This is a genomic window from Aporhodopirellula rubra (assembly GCF_014192335.1).
In the GTDB taxonomy this organism is placed as follows: Bacteria; Planctomycetota; Planctomycetia; order Pirellulales; family Pirellulaceae; genus Rhodopirellula; species Rhodopirellula rubra.
The window spans coordinates 1-21,407 of record NZ_JACHXU010000025.1; the positions used below are offsets into that span (position 1 = coordinate 1).

Consider the following 21,407-nt stretch of genomic DNA (forward strand, 5'->3'; position numbering starts at 1 on the left):
GGTTCAGAAATCCCTGATCCTGACGCGACTGGCTCGATCGATTACACGAGCACGAACAACCGTTCGGAACCGAAACAGATGACGTTGACGACCCGTTCGGTCAACGATGCTCCGCGGTTTGATTTTAATGATAGTGTGTTCATCCTTGAACGAGATGACCTCGCGGTACGGAGTATCACCAATTGGGCGAGCGACATTTTGCCGAGCGAATCGACGGCATTGGATGAGCTGGCCACGCAAGGTGTGCGTTTTGAACTGCAGGCGGGTTTGTCAAATATTCCAGCCGGACTGTTCGAAACCGCTCCCGCGGTTACCGAGGCCGGAACGCTGCTGCTGACGACTTCGGTCGATGCAGTTGGTACCGCAACGCTCGTGTTTAATGTGTTGGATTACTCGCTCTCAGGCGAAGCCGGGTTTGTATCCAAGTTTGTGCAGGTCACAACGACCGTGCACGTGCAACCGGTTAACGACGCACCGCGTTTGAATCCACAGTTTGTTCCAACGCCGGTTGATAATTCCGCGAGTGTGGATGATCGTTACCGTGTTGAATCGGACGGGACTTTGGTCATCACGATGACGGAAGACAATCAGATCAATGGTGGTGGAACGTATCGAATCTATCTCGAGCGAGACAGCAGCACGGAACGTCCTGGATTGTTGGATCTGTTCGTGAGCGGACCGAGTGATGAAATCAATGGCGGACAAAATGTCGTTGGCAATCCGACCACGACCGCGATCGCTCAGTCTCTGCAACTGACCAACTTCCCCGCGACGACCACGCAGGGTGGAACGCTCGTGCGTGGTGTTGAACCGGGTGTCGACGGTCGTGAGTATCTCGACTATACCCCGCGATCGCATCAGAATATCAATACCGTCGGCAACGACTTGTTCTTGTATACGGTCCAAGACGACGGGCAAACGTATACTCTGGGGTCGACCAGTTTTGAGTCCGGAGTACTTCAGAGCAATCCGTTGAGCTCAATGGGACGAGTTCGGTTGGTTCTCAATCCGGTCAATGATGCTCCTCAGTTCACAATTGATCCGGCTCGAGTGGACGGTAGTGGCAACGTGACCGTCACGGTGACGGAGGGAGCACCGGCGGGTGTGACGTTTAATCTCATTGCGAACCGCGCCGCGGGACCTGCAACGGCCACCGACGAGACGGATCCCGTCAATGGACAAACGGTGACTTACCACATTACTCCGGACCCTGCCGTCGACTATCCAGGCGTGTTCACCACACCGCCTTCGGTCGATGCTCTCGGACGTTTGACATTCGCAGCCGGCGCCGAGATTTCCGGCAACTTTGTCTTTAACATCTTTGCGATGGACAATGGTGCGAATGATCCGACCGGACGTGGCGACATTAATACCTCGGCATTGGTTCCGTTTACGATCTCGATCACTCCGGTGAACGACCCGCCTGAAGTCAAAGCGGGTGAAGATGGAATCGTGTCCGATACGATCGCCGAGGAAGGTTCGACCACCATCACCGAATCGGAGTTGTTGGCGGAATTCCAAGGTGGACCAACCGCACCGGCGGGCAGTGGCGCGATCGACGAGTCGACCCAAGGACTCGTCATCTTCTCGGGACTGCCTACCGTTGGTGGACCCGCGTTGACGACGACCGGCGGTGGTACGATCACGCGTACCGGTTCGACGTTCACGTACACGCCAGCCCTGAATTTCGCGGGCGTGGATACGGTGGTTTATCAAATCAGCGATACCGCGACTCCGGATTCTCCGAATGTTCCGGGGACTTGGTTGATCAACGTGACTCCGGTCAACGACGCACCTGACCTCGGTTCGCTCGACCTGATGGTTGGGTTGCCTGAGGACATCGGGGCCGTTCGTATCGACGATTGGTTTGCAGGTGTGACGGTTGGACCTGCCGGAGATTCGTCGGGTGCCGGACGCGCCAACGACGAGATCGATGGTTTGGGAGCGATCCCGGCACAGTCGTTCGATTCGATTACGATTCGACCGGTTGCGACCGATGATCGTTATCGCGATCTGTTCCAGTTCACCGATGGTGATCTCGACTCGGTTGTTCGATTGGAAGGCAACACACTCGTCTTCGATGTACTGCCGGGTGCGGCGGGCGTGGCAACGTTTGAAGTGACCGTCACCGATGATGGTGCCAATGACGCACCGAACGTCGGCGTGGCGAGCACGATCTTGACGATCACCATTGATTCCTCAAACGATGTGCCGTCCTTTGATGTCGTTGGGGATAATCCGATCACGGTGGTCGAAGGCGACCCGCTTTACATCGAGAATTGGGCCGACAACGTTTCGGCGGGAGACACCGGGCAGACGTCTCGCTTTATCGTGAACGTCCCCGCCGGTGACGAGGACTTGTTCGAGGTTCTGCCGACAATCGATGCGACCGGTGAAATCACATTCCAGTTCAAGGAAGACGCCAACGGTAGTACCGTGTTGGGAGTCTCCCTGACCGATGACGCGGATCCAAATGACGGTCAGTTGTTGACCAGCGATGGATTGCCTGCGTTGACGTCACCGGAAGTCCTGCTGACGATCAGCATCACTCCGGTCAACGACGCGCCGATTGCGAACGACAATAATTTCACGACGACGGAAGACAACCTCCTTACGTTCACGGTGAATGATCTGCTCGGCAATGATACCGACATCGACGTCGGTGATAGTTTGACGTTGGTGCAAACGGGAACGTTGATCACGGAACTCGGAGCCACGGTCAACATCAATTCGACGGGCGGTTTGATCACCTACAATCCGCTCGGAGCATCCGAGATTCAGAAACTGCGTCCGGGAACCTCGGTCGTCGATTCGTTCCAATATCAGGTCAGTGATTCGGAGGGCGAGTTGAGTAATTTTGCAACCGTCCGTTTGACGATTTCCGGTGCGAACGATGCTCCGATCTTGGGCGACGACGTGATCGGTTTCACTTACGAAGAAAACGCCTCGGGTGCACCGATTGCCAAGTCCGTGACGATCCCAGGTAACTCCATCTTCGATAACGATTTCGATATCGATGAAGGCGAAACGATCCAACCGTTGACGTTCACGGTAACGATCCAGCCGCAGTACGGTGAACTTCGACAAGACGCTGTGACGGGCGAAGTGACCTACCTGCCGGGCGCAAACTTCTTGACCGAAGGCAACCGCCAAGACAGCTTTGAGTACACGCTCAATGATGCCGGCGGAATCGTCTCGGGCCAACCGAGTGCTCCGGCGACCGTTCACATCGTTACCCGACCCACACCGACGGTCGATCCGATTCGAACCGGTACGTTTAACAACGCGAGCGGTACGGGAACGGCGGTTGTTGACCTCGATAACTTGTTCGTTTCGGTCGATGGGCTCGATCTCGCCAAGACGGTGATCAAGATCAATGGCCAAAACGGTGTTGCGGTCATCAACGCGGCCGGGCAATTGGTATACACGCCGAACCCCGGTCACACTGGCGAAGACACCGTAACGATCGAGGTCGAAGACGTTAACGGAGTGAAGAGCGGTGATGTCGTTGTTCAGTTCAACACGACGAGTAATGAGCGTACGAACCCGAGCGAGCCGACGGACGTGAATCGCAATGGATTCGTAACCGCACTCGACGCTCTGATGATCATCAACCTGTTGAACAGCGGGCTCGGTGGCACCTCAGGCGGTATCCCGATCTCGGCGATTCCCGCAGGCGACGACAGTTACTACGACGTCAACGATGACGGCTTCGTGACGGAGGTCGACGCACTACGGGTGATCAACGCCTTGAATGCTCAGGACGCAGGTCTGGCCGGCAGTGAGCCGATCGCACCGCAAGCGTTGGGAGCGGATGACGCGGTGGCAGCCACGACGGGCGTCGCCGCAACGGTATCGTCCGTTGAGTCGGGCGGATCGAAGGTTGTCGGTGGATCCGAGTTTGATGGCGAGAGCGATCTGCTCGACTTGATTGCGATCGATGCCGCCGGTGGCGGATCGGATTCGGATGGCGACGGATCACTCGAAGCGAACTTGGATGCCGCGATCGCCGATCTGTTTTAAGATCACGACCTGGTGAGGCTGCCGGATACGTAGAAGCGATTCACGTAGGCGGCCATCAACGACAACACCCCCTCGGCTTTGTAAAAACCGAGGGGGTGTTTTTTTGTGTTTACGGTGAACGAACGGGGACGCCCGATGGGACACGCTTCTTCCGAACGATCGGTACTAAACGGCTTGGCAAACCGCGACCTCCCGAACGGGAAGGTGCATCGGTACCGTCGTCGGGAAGTCCGACCGCATGGTTTCGGCGAGTCGTTTTCGTGCGGTGTGCAACCGTCGTTTGATCGTTCCGACGGGAGCGTCGAATCGATCACTCATTTCGATCAACGATTGTCCTTGCAGGTAGAACGCCCGCAAAGTTTGTTGATCCATGTCACCGAGGCGAGTCAAACCGACCCGAACGGCGTCGTCACGTTCTTGGGCTTCGGCCGCCGTTTGTGGCGATGCGTCATCGGCGCAGGTGGCTTCCAGAGTTTCTGGATCGCACGCCACCGACAACCGACCACGTGTCACGCGGTTGATGGCCATGCGGTGAACGATTTGTCGCAACCATCCGCCGAATGCTTCCGGGACTCGCAACTGATCGACCTTCTGCATCGCTTGGATGAAAACGTCTTGAGCGAGTTCTTCGGCTTCGTGAGCGTTTCGGACCCGTTGCATTGCCAATGCGACGATGGCAGGCCGGTATCGTTCGAACAGTTCACCGAACGCATCGCGGTCGCCCGCTTGCGCTTTGACAACGAGTTGAGCGACCGTCAATGGAGCATCGTCCACGACGGTGTTAATCGGCAAGATGGAGGTTTGTGATTTCGTATCGAGGGTAATCGTCATGATGGGTTCCTCCCCAGAGGCGGCGGGGCGTTCCAATTTTTCAAACTGCCAGTGAGATTTTTCAAAGATTCGTTTCAGGAATCGCGATCGACTCAGGCGAAAATCTTCACATGCTTGCTAGGGATGTCTCGCTATCGGTGCCCTCAATCTGCCTTCGTGGGTGAAGCGACTGGTTAACAGTCACTGGGCCTGAAGGTAGCGATTTGGGGGCGCCGGATAGGCTGACGGGCCTAGCGGGCTGTGCGAATTTCGTCTTGGTTGACCGACGCGGAATCAGCGGTTGGAACGATCAAGAGAGGCTGCGAGGAGGCAGCGTCGATCATGTTCGGGCCGATGAAATCGATCGAGTCAAAGAGCGCGGGTTCGGTTGGTCAGGCGTTAGCCTGCCGGGTTGAAACCCGTGCCTGCTGAATTCGCCGGTTTCGCGGTGGATGTCACCGAATGACCTTTGAATTCCATCGATTGGGGATGTCCCCAACATCGCGACTGTGACGGACACGTTAGGTCCGTCCCACGCGAGAACGCTGAATGTTTCTCGCGTCCTATGGCGGCAGCGGTACTGCCGACACTGGCATACAGAGGCTTCCTAAACAGCTCGGGGCGTTCGGAATGATGGACCATATAGGCCCGCCAGACCGCGTCCGCGAGTCTCTCGGTAAGGACTGCGACGCGTGTCACCATTCCGTCGAAACCATTGCACAAGATGCCGCTGACGCGGGTCGCACGAATGACATTCAGTTTGGAAATCAGAGTTCGCATCGGATCCTCCCGGCACCATTTCGGATGGTGCGGTTTTGGAGCACAAATTGGAAATTTACCTCACGCGGCTTTGCATCGTTTGCCAAGCCACCCCCTAAAAAGGGCCGTCGGTGAGATGTTGAATTAGAAGACTATTTCAGCAGAAGGTTCGCGCGGCTACCAGGAAAACTTGTAAAATTCTCAAATATGTTTTCGTCCCGTGCGGCCTAATCACGCTAAAACCAATGAAAACGCGGTGTTTGACGAGTTTGGCTCGGTTCGCACGCGATTGAGGGATCAGCACGGTTATGGTGCGGATATTTGGGGCGGTGAGGAGTTTTCCGGCGGACGAAGCGAACCCGCTCAAGCCAAAATGGGCGTCAAAGATTGAGCGAGATTGGAAGGAGGCAGGTTTGATCAGCAGGAGCACGACGACGTCGAATTTTCTTTCGCATTCCTGGGAATCGGTCGCTCCGTTGGTTTTCCCGCCGGTGTGCGTGCTGTGCGGAGACGCGACCGAGCCGACTCCTGCGATCGGCGGAGAGGTCGCTGGCGAATCATCGCAACGCCGCCGTTTTCCTCAACGACAATATGAGACGTTCTGCCGAACCTGCGAAACGTCATTGATTCAATCCTCGCCGATGATGCGAACGGCATGTGAGGAGTGTGGATGGCCCCGAGGCGCCCGCACGCCGCGAGCCGGTTCGGTTGGCTCGGGAGCGGAGTCGAGCCTTGATGAGAATTTCGCAATGTGGGGTGAGGGGGGACGTGGAGATGACGTTTTACCCTGTGCCCGGTGTCATGCGAGGAAGACGCCGCACCGATTCAACCGAATCACGCCGTTGTACCGTTATCACGATGCCGCGCGGGATGCGGTCGTGGCGGCGAAATATCCCCATAATTCCGTGGTTGCCCGCGAATTGGCGATCCGGTTGGCGGTTCGTTGTCTCGAACGTTGGACTGATTTGGTTGCCGAACAGGAGGCGGTGCTTTCGGGTGGAAAGAGTCGTCGCGGCTGGTCGCTCTCGGGGATTAATCCGCTGCGTGACGGGAATCGGCTGAATCAGGCAGGCGACGGTCCAATGATCACGAGCGTGCCGAGCCCCTGGATTCGCCAGGTCCGTCGGGGGGGCAGCGGAACGCGGTTGCTTTCGCAGTACACTGCCCTGCATCTGGGGCTGCCCTACGTGTCCCTACTGCGGACGTGCCGGCAAATCTCCAAACAGGCGTTGCTTGACGATGATGGGCGACGGGCCAATGTCAGCGGCGCCTTTCGTGTCTGCAGGGGATCGGACAAAAAAATATCGGGTCGCGAGGTCATTCTGGTCGATGACGTGATGACCACGGGAGCCACGGCGGATGAGATCGCAGGGGTGTTGCTGGACGCGGGAGCGAGCAAAGTCTCACTTGCCGTCGTGGCAATGGCCTTGCGTGAAAACTAAAAAAGCGGAAATTCGAGCTAACCGTGCCGACTTTGTCGGCGTTATCGCTTTTACATCCGTATTCACGTGCTACAGTTTTCCAGATGGCCAAATAGTGGGGTGGTCCGGACCGTTTGATCCCGGATCTCTTCTCCACCCCGATTTGACCGCGAATTCTATTCACCACCGAGCCACCCCCTCCCGGCTGACTCCATGACGAAACCTCACGACCCGCCCACAAACGGCGAATCGCACTCTACCGAGGCATCGGAAGAGGCGCTGCTGGTTGCCGCGCCGCCAACGGCGATGGGCGGCGCTCGGCGTGCGGTGCTTCGTGGACTCGGCGTCGTCCTGCCACCGCTGTTGACGATTGTGGTGTTGATTTGGGCATGGAACGCGATCGAAAACTACGTGTTGGCTCCGGTCGAGTCGGGCATCCGCCAAACACTCGTGTGGAGCCTCGCGGATATCCGTGAGACCGTTCCTCAGGGAGCACTGCGGGACCCGTTGCCGGAATTCAAGGACGCCAACAATAACAAGGGTCGTGGCTTCACCTATCAAGGTCTGTACTACGTTCCTGACCCGACGGGCCGCCGATTCCTGCCGGGCTACGTCGTTCAAGAAGTCGATAACGAGATCGGTGAGTTCGGCCTCGGCGCGGTCGCACCTAATTCGGCGGCGGCGTATTGGGACCGCTATGTGCAATTGAGATACATGCCGCGTTCGGTCGTGGTGCCGGTCTTCTTGATTGTATTTTTGTCGTTGTTGTACTTCCTCGGACGTTTGTTTGCCGGTGGGATCGGACGATGGTTCTTAAGCACCTTCGACGCGACGATTCTGCGTATCCCGATTGTCAATAAGGTTTACGGCAGTGTTAAACAGATTACCGATTTCGCATTCGATGATCGGCAAATTGAGTTCAACCGTGTCGTCGCGATTCAGTATCCACGCGAAGGCATTTGGTCGCTCGGGTTTGTGACCGGAAACAGCATGCGAGAAATTTCGGAAGCCGCGGGCGAACCGATGCTCAGCGTTCTGATGCCGACCAGTCCGATGCCGATGACCGGGTTCACGGTCACGGTCCGGCGTAGCGAAGCGATCGATTTGGACCTGACGATTGATGAAGCGATTCAGTTCGTGGTCAGTTGCGGGGTGGTTGTTCCGCCTCAACAACGCGTTGATGTACCCACCAAAGAATTGGCAGGCAAACCCGTCGTCAACGGAGCCAGCGTGAACGCCGGCATGGCCACACGCCAACCTCAATAAACCGCTCGTTTGATCGAAACGTTGGACGCCGAGTGGTTGGTTTGATCTTTGTTTGTTTGAGCGAGGCTCGATTGGCGTGACTCGTTCGATCGCCGCAAGCTAGATCGCGGTGACCCGTTGCACTCGGTGATTGTTGCTGTCGAGGACATGCACTCGACCGGACGAATCGATCACGATTCCCCAAGGTTGATACAACTGCCCCGGTTCGTGGCCGGGTGATCCCCAAATGCCGAGGCACACTCCGTCTTCGGTAAAACGTTGGAGACGTTGGTTGCCGTATTCGCACACCACGATGGAGCCGTCACGATCGACGGCGAGGTCATACGGGTAATGCAGTTGTCCCGGCGCCGTGCCCTCGGTTCCCCATTGCCCGATCATTTGCGGCGTTTGGTGAGCGAGGTCGTATCGGACGATGCGATGGTTGCACGCGTCGGCGATCCATAATGTCTGGCCATCAACGACGAGACTTTGTGGACGAAGGAATCGGCCGGGGGCTTCGCCGGTTCCACCCCATGAGGCAACGAATTGCCCGTCAGGGGAGAACTTCTGGATTCGATCGGACGCGCCGTACTCGCCGACGTACACATTGCCTTCGGCATCGCAAACGGCATCGGTGACGAACGCAAATTCGCCATCAGCCGATCCGCTCTTGCCGCCGATCTGTTGATCGGTTTTTAATTCGCCATCGGGATCGAACACCAGCATTCGGTAGTAATGCGTGTCGGCAACGAGTAACCGTGGCGTCGTTGGATTCTCGGGGCGGCTATCGAACGACAGTCCTGTCGGACGCCCGTTGGCGGTGTCGGGAACTTTCCATGTTCGAAGATGGGTGCCATCGACATCGAAAACTTGGATACGGCCGGTCGTGTCCACGATGTACAACTGGTCGTCGGGATCGATCGTGATCGCGCGTGGTTTGAGAAAACGTCCGTCGCTGAGCCCTCGACGTCCCCACACGTGGTCGACAGGGCTGGGGCCGCCCGTCGCGACGCAACCACTCGCTGACATCACCAACGGAGCCGATACGGCCGCAGCCAGCATCGCCAAGCACTTTCGGCGGTCGGGACATTCTTCGCGTACTGGATCGGCTTTACTCATCGACATAGGATAACCGACCGGCTCCTACCGACCGAGCCGAACCGAAAAAGTTCATTTCAAAAATGAGCTGTCCGCATTTTTGCCTCCTGCCAAACCCGCGAATGATCTACGACCTGCAGCAAACCGACGACCCCCGAGATATCGTCCACCGCAGCGTCCAGGCACTCGTCGAAGGTGACGTGATCGGGTTGCCGAGCGAAACGGTCTATGGGGTAGTCGCGAGTGCGTTGTGTCCCGAAGCGGTGGAGCGTGTTGCGGCGATGGTTGACGCCGCCAATAAGTATGCAGGAAAAGAGCAAAAGTCTGAAAAAACGGCCGATTCGAGCGGCAGCGGAAAGGGCGTGATCACGCCTGGGCAGGTCGCACTTTGTCTACGCAGCAGTGACGCGGCGGGGGATTATCTCGTTCCGCGGACGAAACTGGCACGTCGGCTGAGCGAACGCTGCTTCCCGGGCCCGCTGACGCTGATTTCGCCCTGTGACGGCGGAATTTCGGCGGTGGGTATGTTGCCGCGATCCGTCTTGGCGATTCTGCAGCGGTTTGCCGGAAACGGGCTGGACGGGGAGCAGGACGGCGATCTCGAGGCGGAGCCGCAACCGGATTCCATGACCGACATCGCGTTTCGGGTCTCCAATCACCGGCTGCTCAGCCACATCCATCGATATTTATCGGCACCGTTGGTGTGGGGAGAATTTTCGACTCCGGGGGGGGACGCGATTTCCACTGCGGAGCAACTGGACACTCATCTTGCGACAGTGATGGGTGACAATCCGTTACCGGTCCTGCTCGACGACGGTGTCAGTCGCTATGGTGGGGCAGGTACGATTGTTCGAGTGTCAGGAAATTCTTGGCATATCCTTCGCGAAGGGGTAATCCAGCGAGCCGCCATGAACCAGTTTGTCAAACCAGTGATCGTGATCGTGTGTACCGGCAATACGTGCCGAAGCCCGATGGCGGAAACTCTCTTGCGCGACCTTCTGCACCGCCGGTTTGGCCGCGAAGACGTCGCTCGGGTGCTGTCCGCTGGTGTGGCCGCCCAACGAGGCAGTGGGGCGAGCCCGCAGTCGGTCGAGGTGATGGGGCGGCGAGGATTGGACCTGACGGGGCACTGCAGCCAACCGCTCGACGATCCCCTGATGTCGATGGCAGATCTCGTGCTGACGCTCACCCGAAGGCACCGAGACGCGATCCTGGCGGCGTGGCCGAACCGAAAAGACCGAATTTTCACCCTTCGTCGTGACGGGGGGGATGTCAGTGACCCTGTCGGCATGCCCGTGGACGTCTACGAGCAGTGTGCGGACCAGATTCGCGACGAGTTGGAGAAGTGGCTCGACGCATTAGATGACGATTTTTTCCCAAAAACATCTGACACTGAATCTCTCGAGGGCCATAATGGGCCCGACAGCATGGACGAAACGAGCAATTCCTGAGGAGGATTATTTTGAGAGTTGGGATAGCAAGCGATCACCGCGGGGTGCATATCAAGGCGAGATTGCTGCAAACATTGACATCGGCAGGTTTCGAGGTCTCCGACGAGGGAACCGATTCGGCGGAACCGGTCGACTACCCAGATTACGCGATGAAAGTGGCCGGGCGGATTTCCGAGGGCGATCTCGATCGCGGGATTTTGATCTGTGGCACCGGGATCGGTATGTCAATCGTCGCCAACAAATTTCCAGGTGTCCGGGCCGCGCTGTGCTACGACGAGGTCATGGTCGAGATTTCTCGGCGGCATAATGACGTCAATGTTTTGTGTCTTCCCGGCGACTTGATCGGGGAGCGTCCGATCGATGATCTCGTGCTGATGTGGCTGCGAACCGAATTCGAAGCCGGTCGACACGGGACCCGAGTCGACAAAATTTCGACCCTCGAATCGACCGTAAACACGTCGGGGGACCGTTCGGCGAACTGCACGCCAGCGCCCGATGCATCCGTTTCCTCTCGTGCGTCCTGAGCTGGGGCATCGACCGTCTTGGCATCTCCTCGCATTGAATCTCACGCGTTCCCCCGGTCCTGGGACGAGTTGATCGGACACGAACGGATCCGCGCCGCCGTTTCGACCGCCATCGGAAAACGGCGGCTCGGCGGCAGTTTGCTGTTTGTCGGACCGCCCGGCGTCGGCAAGACATCCGCCGCGTTGTTGCTCGCACAGACGGTGCTCTGCCGACGCAACTCATCGTCGGACATGAACCCGTGTGGCCAGTGTCCTGACTGTGCTCAGGTCCGCGCGGCCACTCATCCGGATTTGATCCAGGTTGCCAAACCGACGGACCGTACCCTCATCCCACTCGAGGCGTTGATTGGTCCCGTGGAAGCCCGATTGCAACAAGGGTTCTGCCACGACGTGCATTTGCGACCGATGCAAGGTGAACGCAAAGTCGCGATCTTGCACGATGCCGATTTCCTCAACGAAGAAGGCGCGAACTGTCTTCTGAAAACGCTCGAAGAACCCCCGTCCGACGCGGTCATCATCCTGATCGGAACCAGCGAGCAGCGACAATTGCCGACAATCCGATCACGATGCCAGACGATGCGTTTCAACAGCCCGGTCGGGGCCGAGGGTCGCGAGTTATTGCGTGGCCATTTGGAGCGATTGACCGAGGAAGGACAAACGCCTCGCACCTTCAGTGACGAGACGCTCGACGAGGCGATCGAATTGGCAGCCGGAGATATGCAAGTGGCGACCCGTTTGGCCAGTGGGCAGAGCGGTGAGATTCGTGGCAAGCTGCTCGCTCAACTCGACACACCGGTTCCCGATCCGGTCATCGTCGCCCGCTGCATCAACGATCATCTCAACGAGATCAGTAAGAAAGAGGCTCCGCTGCGAAGAGCGGCGCTGCGAGATCTGTGTTCGATCGCGGTGCAGCATTACCGGAGCAAGTTGCGATTGGCGGCTCGCCAAGGACAATTCGACAACGATTGTGCTCAACGTCTCGACCGGACCCTTCGCGTTTTTCGCGAGATCGACCGGAGTGCGAACCTGAGCACCCTCATCGATTGTTACGCCGCGGATCTCACTCTCGCGACAACCGGTGACCGCGGAGCGATCGGCTAACGCGTTTCGAGCGATCAACGCGATAACGCGATAACGCGACCGAGCTCGGACGAGGTTAGGCGATCTCATCTTCCATCGCATTGACCGCTTCGATTAACCAATCCTGCATCGATGCATGGGAGTTCTCATTGCGGCGACGCAGTTCGTTTCGCACGTCTTCGGGGACAAACACACGAACCCGTTTGACGTGATTGTCGAATTGGCGGTTTGCGAGCACCGAGGCAACCGGTGAGACATCGCCGAGCGCCATCACGTCGCCGTTCCTGCCGACGACATCAATGTTGATATCGACTTCGAGCTTAACTGGAGGTGCGTCGATCAGCACGAGCGCCGGGTCGACATCGCGTCCGATCACGCGGCTGATCGATTGAGCTAATTGCCGCGAACAGGCTACCAACCACCAGTACGGACGCCGTGCGAGCATCGAGTGGACTTCTTTGCCCGATTCGACATTGAATTCAGCGGCCCGCTTAAACAACCCGCGTGTCGAGCCGAACAGACCTTCGGCGAGTTGGGCACACGCGTTAGACGACAGTGATGCGGCGTTTACATCGAACGAACGCTTCGCTGATTCTCGGAGCCGTTCGATCCATTCGGCTTCCGATAGGTTTGACCACGTTGAGGTGTCTAGCGTGGCGGGGTTTGAATTTGCATTGATTTCGTGTCGCAGTGAAAACAGTGTCCGCTGCAACATCGCGGTCGCGGCGCGAACCGTGTGATGCCAATACACTTCGCTGAACATGACGTAACGTCCGAACACCATCATTTCGGCCGCAGTTCGTCCCTTCTCACCGATCGCGAGTTTGGGTTCGCGGGGGTGAACACAAAGAGACGATACGATTCGTTCGGCGTCAAAATTCCTGCCGTAGGGAACGCCCGCGTGAAGGCTGTCGCGTTGTAGATAATCGAGTTTGTCGATGTCGATCGGGCCACTCAAGCAACTCGCGTAAAACGACACGTCCGATTGAGAGAGCTGGCAACCGGTGCGTTGTTTCATCGACTTTGGTCGCAAAATCGACATCACGTCGTCGGCGTTACAGGTCCAATCGTCGTCGAGGCAACTGGCAATTTCCGAGTGACGCAAGATCGAATCAACGCGATCCTCATGCTTGATCGGTGACCCGCCTGGCGAGTCCGTTTCACGTCGCGAGAAGTCACCCATGTCTTCGATCGGGTGGCAGAACGGCCAATGTCCCGCATCGTGCACCAACGCCGCAACGAGGAACGCTTCTTGGGCGACCTCGTTCATCGGGCGATCCAACGACGCGAGGTGATCGAGTAACCGTAGCCCGTTGGCGTAGACGCCGAGTGAATGTTCCAGACGGCTGTGTGTTGCCCCCGGATAAACGAGCGACACCAGACCGAGCTGACTGATTGCCGCCAAGTGGCGAATCGGCGAGGTGTCCACGATTCGGCGGACGCGCTGCGTCATCGGCACATCCATTGACGGCGGGATGCGAACGCGCGATGCCCCTCGTCGAAGGGCGGTGATTTCCGGGAGAGTACTGCTCACCGGATCAGGCTCGTCAGCATCGCAAACCGGTCCGGTGGTTCGGCACCGGCCAACGTGACGCCCGCCACCAACGCCAAAATGATCACGACGGCGAAGTAGAACCCAGCGTGCGTCAAGCCGTTAGGGAATTCGAGCTCGAAACACGCGACCGACGCGAATGCCCCGAGAACCACCATCACGCAAAACGTGATTCCCGCAATCGTCCATGACATTTCAATCGGTGAATCCAGTTCGAACACATACGCGGGGACGAACGCGTAAATGATCCACGTTGCCGCAAACAGAGCCGAACAAATCAGCACGCGGTTGCGAAGTTCAATGCCGGTGTACGGTGCCAATTCCCGATCGTGGACAAAACTGTATCCGATTCTGGTCAACGGAGGCGCCAATAAAATCACGCCGAGAATTTGTGCCCAAAGCGGTGTGCCGCCGGTGAAACGAAAACCGAGTGCAATGGCGAACAGCCCGACGACGCAACCGACCGCGATGAACAACATCCGGTTGGTCAACTCGGGGTCTTTTGCGGTGATCGGTTTTAGGACGCTGCGGCCCTGCGAATCCTTGGGTGAATCGTCGACGGGAGCATGGACGACGACCTGTTCACTGAGTTCAGGAACCTTGATTGTTTTTTTGCACGCCGGGCATGGCCCCGATTTGCCCGCGAACTTATCGCTGACTTGAAACCGTTTGTAGCAATGCGGGCAGGTGACTTGAATCGACATCGCGACTCGCAGGGCGGAAGAGATGAAAAGAGATGGGCAGGCGAGTGGTCGGTTCGACCCTCGGGTGTCCCAGCAGTTTAACTCAACGAATCCTGTTCGTCGCCGGGCTTGCGTCATCGCCTATCATCATCCAATGATATCATCAGAGCCTCCGCAATTCCCCGTCTACCCCAGGGTGACAACAGGGTGACTGAATCCTCCCCGCCGAATTCCCCCCAAAAACCTGAGCCGGATCGCACCGAGGACCAGGGTGCGATCGGCCAAGCGGCGGCTCGTCGGTTGTCAATGCAGGCGACGATGCCTCCTGCCGACGTTCCGGGCGTCCGGGTTGAGCGATTTCTGGGGGCCGGTGCGTTCGGCCAAGTTTGGATCGGTCGCGATCTCAATACCGGCCGCGGTGTCGCGGTGAAGTTCTATCTGCATCGCAGCGGCGTGAATTGGTCGCTGCTGTCGCGTGAGGTAAAGAACCTCGTTCAGTTGTCCGCAAACCGACACGTCGTGCAGGTGCTCGAGGTCGGTTGGGATGCCGACCCGCCGTATTACGTGATGGAACTCGTCGAAGGCGGTTCGCTCGAAGAGATGCTGCTGCAACGCGGCCGTCTACCGGTCAGCGAAGCGGTCGAGCTGTTTCAAAAGATCTGCGTCGGGCTGAATCATTGTCACGGAAAAGGCGTTTTGCACTGCGACGTTAAGCCAGCCAACATCCTGCTCGCCGCCGACAACGAACCGAGGTTGGCCGACTTCGGGCAGAGTCGGATGTCGCACGATCAGACGCCCGCGATGGGAACGCTGTTTTACATGGCACCCGAACAAGCTGATCTGAACTCCACACCCGACAGTCGGTGGGACGTGTATGCCGCCGGCGCGTTGTTGTACCGGATGCTTGCCGGTAATGCACCGCATCGCGATCAATCGCTGCTCTCGCAACTCGATACAGCAGGATCCTTGCCAGGACGACTGGCCCGTTATCGCGAAGCCATCGCCGCGGCGCCCTCCGCAGTCGATTCGCTGTCGCGTCGTGGTATCGACCGACCGCTGCGCCGGATCCTCGAAAAGTCGTTGCAGGTCGATCCAAAAAAACGTTACGCCAACATGCAACAGGTGCTCGGCGACCTGCAACAGCGTGAAGACAAACAACGTCGTCGCCCATTAATGTTGTTGGGAATTGTTGGCCCGATTTTGTTGCTCTTGGCGACATGTGTTTTCGCCATTCGCAGTATCAACCGCGCCACCGAAGCCGCCACCACGGCCCTTCGCACCGAAGCGTTCGGCAGTAATCAACTCGCCGCACGGTTTGCCGCGCAAACACTCGAGACGGAGATCGAACGATACTTCCAGTTGACCGAAAGCGAAGCCAGACGCGATGGCTTCGAAAAGCTGTTGCGGGAAACGTTGAGCGACCCGGTCATGGAATCGTCGTTGGAAGAGATCGCGTCTTCGGAAACACCGGAAGCGGCTCTTGAAAAAACGGACGCTCGTGAAGCGATTCTTGATTCGCCCGTACGCGAAAAGCTCAACGCCTACCTCGAGCGGCGATTACGGATCTACACCTCCGAACAAGGGTTGTCGACTCATCGCCAACGACTCGCCTCGCTGTTTGTCGTCGACTCTTCGGGAACGATTTTTTCAATCGCCTACGGAAGGCCTGTCGCGCGGGAACAAAATAGTGCCGGTCGGAACTACGCCTACCGTGCGTATTTCAACGGGGAACGAGATTACTCGCCCGGTGAGCTGACCATCTCGAGTGTTTCGCCGTTGCAGAAGACGCATTTGTCATCCGCGTTCCAGAGTACCGCGACGGGGTTATGGAAGATCGCGATCAGCACTCCCGTACGATTGAATCCCGAGACGGCGCCGGGCAAAGTGGATGCGGTGTTCGTGGCGACGATCAATCTCGGCGACTTTGAATTGCTGCGTGAAAACGGTGCGGCACCCAACGGACGGTCGGGAAGCCAAGTGGCAGTCTTGGTCGAAGCTCGCAAGGGCCAATTGCGTGGCACTGTTTTGCAGCACCCGTTGATGGATGAACAGCAACGTCAGGGTGTCACGTTGTCAGAAGAACGTTATCAGGTGGCACCCGAACTCATCGAGGAATTGCTCGAAGGTGGCGATGTCGATTACCGAGATCCGATGGCCTCGGCTGCGTGTGGGCAATCGTACGCCGGGCAGTGGATCGCTGCGATGCAGCCAGTCACTTTACCCGACGCCCCGAGCCAATCTGCGGTCGCTCAAGAAGACGATGACGAAATGGCGTTGTCCCCTTTGTCGGACGAGCAAAACGAGGTGGAAGGGAATCGCAAACCGAAACGATCCACGGACCTGCTCGTGCTCGTTCAATACCGTTTGTCCGAGGTGCTCGGTCCCGTTGGACAACTCCGCAGTTCGCTGTTTCGCGAAGGGCTCGCCGCGATCGCCTCGATCCTGCTGGTCACGTTTGTGTTGTGGTGGGTGGTGCGACGTATCGGTGACGATGACACAACCGGCGGTCAACTCGGCGGTGAAGAAAGTGAAAAGACGCCCAACGATGTCGAAACCATGACGGTTGCCTAACTCATTCAAATTGAGAGTTGCCCGTTCACAAACGCTGAATCCACCAGATTGCATTCCCCTGAGGTTGGGCGGCATCTTTTGCGGAGATGCGTTGACATGCACTCCGACGTAGACGATCGATACTGTGTGGCAGTAAATCGTCGCAGTTAATAGCTGTGTGGGTCGAGTTTTACCTTGCCTCGGAAAATCCAGTAGATGATTACGGTGTAGCTGAGTACGCAGGGAATTCCGATTCCCGCGATGATCAGCATCGTTTGGAGAGTGTTGCGACTGCTGCGTGCGTTCTGCAACGTGACGCTGTAGGCGGGATCGATGGTTGATAGCATGAAGTTGGGAAAAATCTCGACGCTGAACAAAGTCGCCAACGCTAGGATTACCATCGATGAACTGAAGAACGCGTAGCCCGGGCGTCCCCAATGCATCGCGCGCGGAATGTTGAGAACCGCGAGTGCGTTGAGCACCGGAACGATCCACAACCAGGGGTGAGCGGACAGGTTTTCGGTCGCATGAGGTACATGCCACCATGTCGCCAGTGTCACGACGAGATACAGGCCGGCGAAGACGAAAAACAACGGCGTAATCACGCGGCGCACCCGAGTTTGTAGCTCGTCTTCGGTTTTCAAATAGAGATAGATCGCGCCGTGCAACGCGAACAGCGAAACCGTCAAACCACCCACTAACAATGGGTACCAATAAACTTGGCTAAGAAGGCTGCCTTCGTACCGGTACTTCGGACCCAGTTCCATGCCCGCCATCACGTTACCGCCGGCGATGCCGAGCAACAGTGCTGCGGTGAACGAGGAGAGAAAAAACGCCCAGTCCCAGAGGCGACGCCATGTTGAGCTTTTGACCTTTGATCGAAATTCCAGACTCACCGCGCGTCCGATCAAGCACGTCAGCAGCAAAAAGAACGCCGTGTAGAAACTGCTGAATACCGTCGCATAGGCCACAGGAAAGGCTGCGAACAGTGCTCCGCCGAAGGTCACCAACCATACCTCGTTTCCGTCCCACAAGGGGCCGATCGAATTCATCACGAGGCGTCGCTCGTGATCGTCCTTGGCGATGAACGGATGCAGAATGCCGACACCCAAATCAAATCCGTCGAGGATCGCGTAACCGCACAGCAACACGCCGAGCAACCCAAACCAGATCAACGTTAGTAATTCGTAGCTCATCAGGTTCCATCCTCCATCATTCCGCCACCGCGTGACGTGCCGTGGTGTCCGAACGCTTCGCTCATTGAATCTGTTTGAAGTTTTCGTTTGTATTCGGCAAGTTCTTCGGGCGATTCGGGGCCGTGTTGGATTTTGTGATTGAGCACAAAAATCCAAACCGCGAACAGCATCGAATAAATGATGCCGAACAAAATGATCGAACTGAGGACTTGTTCCGCGGTCACCGATTCACTCAGACCGTCGGCCGTGCGTAGACCCATCATCTCGACACCTTCTTGAACGGATGGATAAACGATCCAGGGTTGGCGACCGACCTCTGCCGTGATCCATCCCGCTTGGTTCGCCGTCATCGCAACGACTGGCATGGCGACGATCGTCCAAAGCAGCCATCGACGTTGATCAAATGTTCCGCGGTACCATGTCCAACACGCATACATGGCGACCAAAATCATCAGTGTTCCCAACCCGACCATCAGGTGGAACGTTTGAAAGGGGAGCCAAACCGGCGGTCGTTGGTCCTCGGGAATTTGATCCATTCCCGGAACGGGCCGTGTCGGGTCGTTGTAGACCATGAAGCTCAGTAGATACGGCAATTGAACGCCGAAATGAACTGTTTCGTTTTCAGCGTCGGGCCAGCCGAAGAGGTTGAGCCCGGTGGGTTCGTCCGTTGTATGAAAGTGGCCTTCCATCGCGGCGAGTTTGGCGGGTTGTGTTTCAGCGAGTTTTTGGGCGGAATCGTGTCCGGTCGCCGCGGCGAGGAGCGTGAACAACAACGCCGTCGGTAGGGCGATCGAAAGACAGCGTTTCGAAATTTCGAGATGTCGATTTTTCAGCAGATAAAACGAACAAACCGATGCGACGAAAAACGCACCCAACACAAACGCACCGATGAGCGTGTGAGTCAGACGATCGACCGAAGACGGATTAAACACCATCGCCCAGAAATCAGTCACCTCGGCACGCGGCATCATCTCGCCTTGAACGTCGTGCCACACGATGTGGTAACCGGAGGGCGTTTGTTGCCAACTGTTGGCGACGACGATCCATACCGCACTGAATACCGATCCCAAAAAGACCATCAGGGTGCTGAGGAGGTGCATCTTCGGTCCGACTCGGTCCCAACCGAAGACGAGCACCGCCAGGAATCCGCTCTCGAGGAAAAATGCGAAAATCCCTTCGGCCGCGAGAGCTGAACCGAACACGTCACCAACGAACCTTGAATAGGCGGCCCAGTTGGTGCCGAATTCGAACTCCATCACGATCCCGGTCGCGACACCCATCGCAAAGTTGACCGCGAACACTCGGGTCCAGAACCGTGCCGCGGCTTCCCAGGCGAGATCCTTGGTTCGAAAGTACGCTAACTCGCATAGGAACAGTTGTAACCCCAGCCCGATCGACAACGGGGGAAACAGATAGTGAAACATGATTGTGCCGGCAAATTGCAGGCGACTCAGGATCTCAACGTCCATTGCCTGTTCCCTTCCGAGTCGGTGACGAGAAGATGGGTTGCTATTCGGGTTTGCGGAATCGCAAGAGATAGTTTTCTTCGAACGCGTCAACGTTCACTTCATCGATGAACTGAAATCCCGCCAGTTTGATCTCGTCACAGAATACTTCTTTCCCCGCTCGGACGTGTCCCAAAATGAAGTCTCGTGACTTGCCGGGGATCCGGTTGAAGTCGATCAAGATTAGACGCCCGCCTGGTTTCACGGCGCGGTAGATCGATGCCAACGATGCGGATGGTTGTTCAAAGTGGTGGTAGGTATCACAGATGAACACCAGGTCGACCGATTCGGTTGGCATTCGGATTGAGACATCCGTGCCGAGTACGGGAGTGAGGTTTTCGATCCCATCGGCCGAAGCACGAGCAGCGATGTGTTGAAGAAAGTTGGGCGAGATATCAACGCTGTACACCCAACCATCCCATCCCGTCGTGCGAGCGAACAGGCGACTGTAGAAACCGGTGCCCGCGCCGACGTCGGCGATCCGTTCGCCGGATTTGATTGCACACGCGTCTAGGACGGCATCACGTGCCGCGTACACCTCGCGGCTTTCGACTTCGAATCGTGCCAGCCACTCGTCAACGTTGAGTTCGGGATCTTTGAATTTATCATTGATGCCTGCCGGGACGATCGTGGGCGATTTATCTTGACCGACGGCGTGTTGTGGTGCGGCCAGCGCCCACGTGATCGCGAGCATCGGTAGGAGAGCGACGCGATACTGGATGCCAAATCGATGTTTCTTCATCACGTTAGTTGGTTCTTATAGGTGAACGGGTTCGATGGGGCCGATGCACGCGATCGGCGATACTCAGTCCTGACCTTCGGCTTGAAGGCGATCGACTTCATCGAGAAGTCTCGAGAAACGCTTCCCGAAATCGGTTAATTCGTATTCAACACGGGGCGGCACTTCGGGGAAACTTGTCTTTTGCAGGATTCCGAAACGGACGAGTTTGACCAACCGTTCATTAAGAACCTTCGTCGTTAATCCATCGGCCGATCGCACCAATTCGCCGGGTCGATTCACTCCACTTCGAACTTCCGCGAGGATGTGCAGTGTCCATTTGCATCCCAACACGTTTTGCAGAATCGTGGCCACGTCGATGGACTGAGAAGATTCACTCAAAAAAATACTCCCGCATTTCCAAATTGTTACCACTCGGTAAGTAGGGTACCGAAAGGTAAGTGCTAGTCCATGACGTTTTTACATCTAGATTTTGAGTCCTCACGCGTCCGCTAACGAGGGCGGGCGGACTCAATTCGAAAAGGAAAAAAACGATGAAAACGCAAGCACGATTCTATCACGCGGGGTGTCCCGTCTGCATTAGCGCGGAACAAACTGTCGCAGGCGCGCTCGACCCGGCGAGGTTCGATGTCGAGGTGGTGCATCTCGGCCAATCGACGCAGCGGCTTGTGGAAGCGGAAGCCGCAGGAGTCCAATCGGTACCGGCATTGGTGATCGATCAACAGGTCTTTCATATCAACCACGGTGCGGATTTGTCGGCTTTGAAATAGC

General features: G+C 57.1%; 17 protein-coding genes. 8 read left to right on the forward strand and 9 right to left on the reverse strand.

From position 1 onward, the window contains the following. The first annotated feature begins 78 nt into the window (after nt 1–78). Nucleotides 79–4,023, forward strand: coding sequence for a tandem-95 repeat protein (locus tag FHS27_RS25075; RefSeq protein WP_246420887.1), 3,945 nt, complete (start codon nt 79–81; stop codon nt 4,021–4,023). Nucleotides 4,024–4,188: 165 nt separating this feature from the next. On the opposite strand, the gene FHS27_RS25080 is transcribed toward FHS27_RS25075, so the two are convergent. Continuing rightward, nucleotides 4,189–4,854, reverse strand: coding sequence for an RNA polymerase sigma factor (locus FHS27_RS25080; protein ID WP_246420889.1), 666 nt, complete (start codon nt 4,852–4,854; stop codon nt 4,189–4,191). Between the two features lie 378 nt (nt 4,855–5,232). Beyond that, nucleotides 5,233–5,613, reverse strand: coding sequence for a hypothetical protein (locus FHS27_RS25085; protein ID WP_184308239.1), 381 nt, complete (start codon nt 5,611–5,613; stop codon nt 5,233–5,235). 308 nt (nt 5,614–5,921) lie between these two features. Between FHS27_RS25085 and FHS27_RS25090 the strand changes: the two genes are divergently transcribed. Further along, entirely contained in the window at nt 5,922–7,034 is a 1,113-nt protein-coding gene (locus FHS27_RS25090; protein ID WP_184308241.1) for a ComF family protein, read from the forward strand. A gap of 192 nt (nt 7,035–7,226) precedes the next feature. After that, a complete protein-coding gene (locus FHS27_RS25095; protein WP_184308243.1) occupies nt 7,227–8,279 on the forward strand; it encodes a DUF502 domain-containing protein in 1,053 nt (350 codons plus the stop codon). 99 nt (nt 8,280–8,378) lie between these two features. Here FHS27_RS25095 and FHS27_RS25100 read toward each other — a convergent pair whose 3' ends face one another. Beyond that, the gene (locus FHS27_RS25100) at nt 8,379–9,383 is read right to left on the reverse strand and encodes an NHL repeat-containing protein (protein ID WP_246420893.1); all 1,005 of its coding nucleotides are present in this window, start codon (nt 9,381–9,383) and stop codon (nt 8,379–8,381) included. Nucleotides 9,384–9,478: 95 nt separating this feature from the next. Here FHS27_RS25100 and FHS27_RS25105 point away from each other — a divergent pair, with 95 nt between their 5' ends. From FHS27_RS25105 to FHS27_RS25115, 3 genes are read left to right on the forward strand one after another with little or no spacing between them, the layout of a single operon-like run. After that, nucleotides 9,479–10,807 carry an arsenate reductase/protein-tyrosine-phosphatase family protein gene (locus FHS27_RS25105; RefSeq protein ID WP_184308245.1) on the forward strand — a complete coding sequence of 443 codons (1,329 nt, stop codon included), beginning with the start codon at nt 9,479–9,481 and terminating at the stop codon, nt 10,805–10,807. 8 nt (nt 10,808–10,815) lie between these two features. Further along, the gene (gene rpiB / locus FHS27_RS25110) at nt 10,816–11,331 is read left to right on the forward strand and encodes a ribose 5-phosphate isomerase B (protein WP_390854559.1); all 516 of its coding nucleotides are present in this window, start codon (nt 10,816–10,818) and stop codon (nt 11,329–11,331) included. Nucleotides 11,332–11,349: 18 nt separating this feature from the next. Next, nucleotides 11,350–12,432: a DNA polymerase III subunit gene (locus FHS27_RS25115; RefSeq protein WP_246420895.1), complete on the forward strand. Its 1,083-nt coding sequence runs from the start codon at nt 11,350–11,352 to the stop codon at nt 12,430–12,432. 55 nt (nt 12,433–12,487) lie between these two features. Here the strand turns inward: FHS27_RS25115 and FHS27_RS25120 are convergent, their stop codons facing one another. Beyond that, nucleotides 12,488–13,876: an HD domain-containing protein gene (locus tag FHS27_RS25120; RefSeq protein ID WP_184308412.1), complete on the reverse strand. Its 1,389-nt coding sequence runs from the start codon at nt 13,874–13,876 to the stop codon at nt 12,488–12,490. A 65-nt stretch (nt 13,877–13,941) separates the two neighbouring features. Continuing rightward, nucleotides 13,942–14,667 (reverse strand): hypothetical protein, encoded by a 726-nt coding sequence (locus FHS27_RS25125; protein WP_009098738.1) that lies wholly within the window; start codon nt 14,665–14,667, stop codon nt 13,942–13,944. Between the two features lie 186 nt (nt 14,668–14,853). Between FHS27_RS25125 and FHS27_RS25130 the strand changes: the two genes are divergently transcribed. After that, nucleotides 14,854–17,217: a protein kinase domain-containing protein gene (locus FHS27_RS25130; RefSeq protein WP_184308247.1), complete on the forward strand. Its 2,364-nt coding sequence runs from the start codon at nt 14,854–14,856 to the stop codon at nt 17,215–17,217. Nucleotides 17,218–17,363: 146 nt separating this feature from the next. On the opposite strand, the gene cydB is transcribed toward FHS27_RS25130, so the two are convergent. From cydB to FHS27_RS25150, 4 genes are all read right to left on the reverse strand, one after another. Further along, on the reverse strand, nt 17,364–18,392 hold the full coding sequence (gene cydB, locus FHS27_RS25135) for a cytochrome d ubiquinol oxidase subunit II (RefSeq protein ID WP_184308249.1): 1,029 nt from the start codon (nt 18,390–18,392) through the stop codon (nt 17,364–17,366). After that, the gene (locus tag FHS27_RS25140) at nt 18,392–19,861 is read right to left on the reverse strand and encodes a cytochrome ubiquinol oxidase subunit I (RefSeq protein WP_184308251.1); all 1,470 of its coding nucleotides are present in this window, start codon (nt 19,859–19,861) and stop codon (nt 18,392–18,394) included. The genes cydB and FHS27_RS25140 overlap by 1 nt, the downstream gene beginning before the upstream one ends. A gap of 40 nt (nt 19,862–19,901) precedes the next feature. Further along, entirely contained in the window at nt 19,902–20,639 is a 738-nt protein-coding gene (locus tag FHS27_RS25145) for a class I SAM-dependent methyltransferase (RefSeq protein WP_246420899.1), read from the reverse strand. A gap of 63 nt (nt 20,640–20,702) precedes the next feature. After that, entirely contained in the window at nt 20,703–21,017 is a 315-nt protein-coding gene (locus FHS27_RS25150) for a winged helix-turn-helix transcriptional regulator (RefSeq protein ID WP_221225382.1), read from the reverse strand. Nucleotides 21,018–21,169: 152 nt separating this feature from the next. On the opposite strand from FHS27_RS25150, the gene FHS27_RS25155 reads away from it, so the two are divergent. Next, the gene (locus FHS27_RS25155; RefSeq protein ID WP_184308252.1) at nt 21,170–21,406 is read left to right on the forward strand and encodes a thioredoxin family protein; all 237 of its coding nucleotides are present in this window, start codon (nt 21,170–21,172) and stop codon (nt 21,404–21,406) included. Nucleotide 21,407 lies beyond the last annotated feature (1 nt).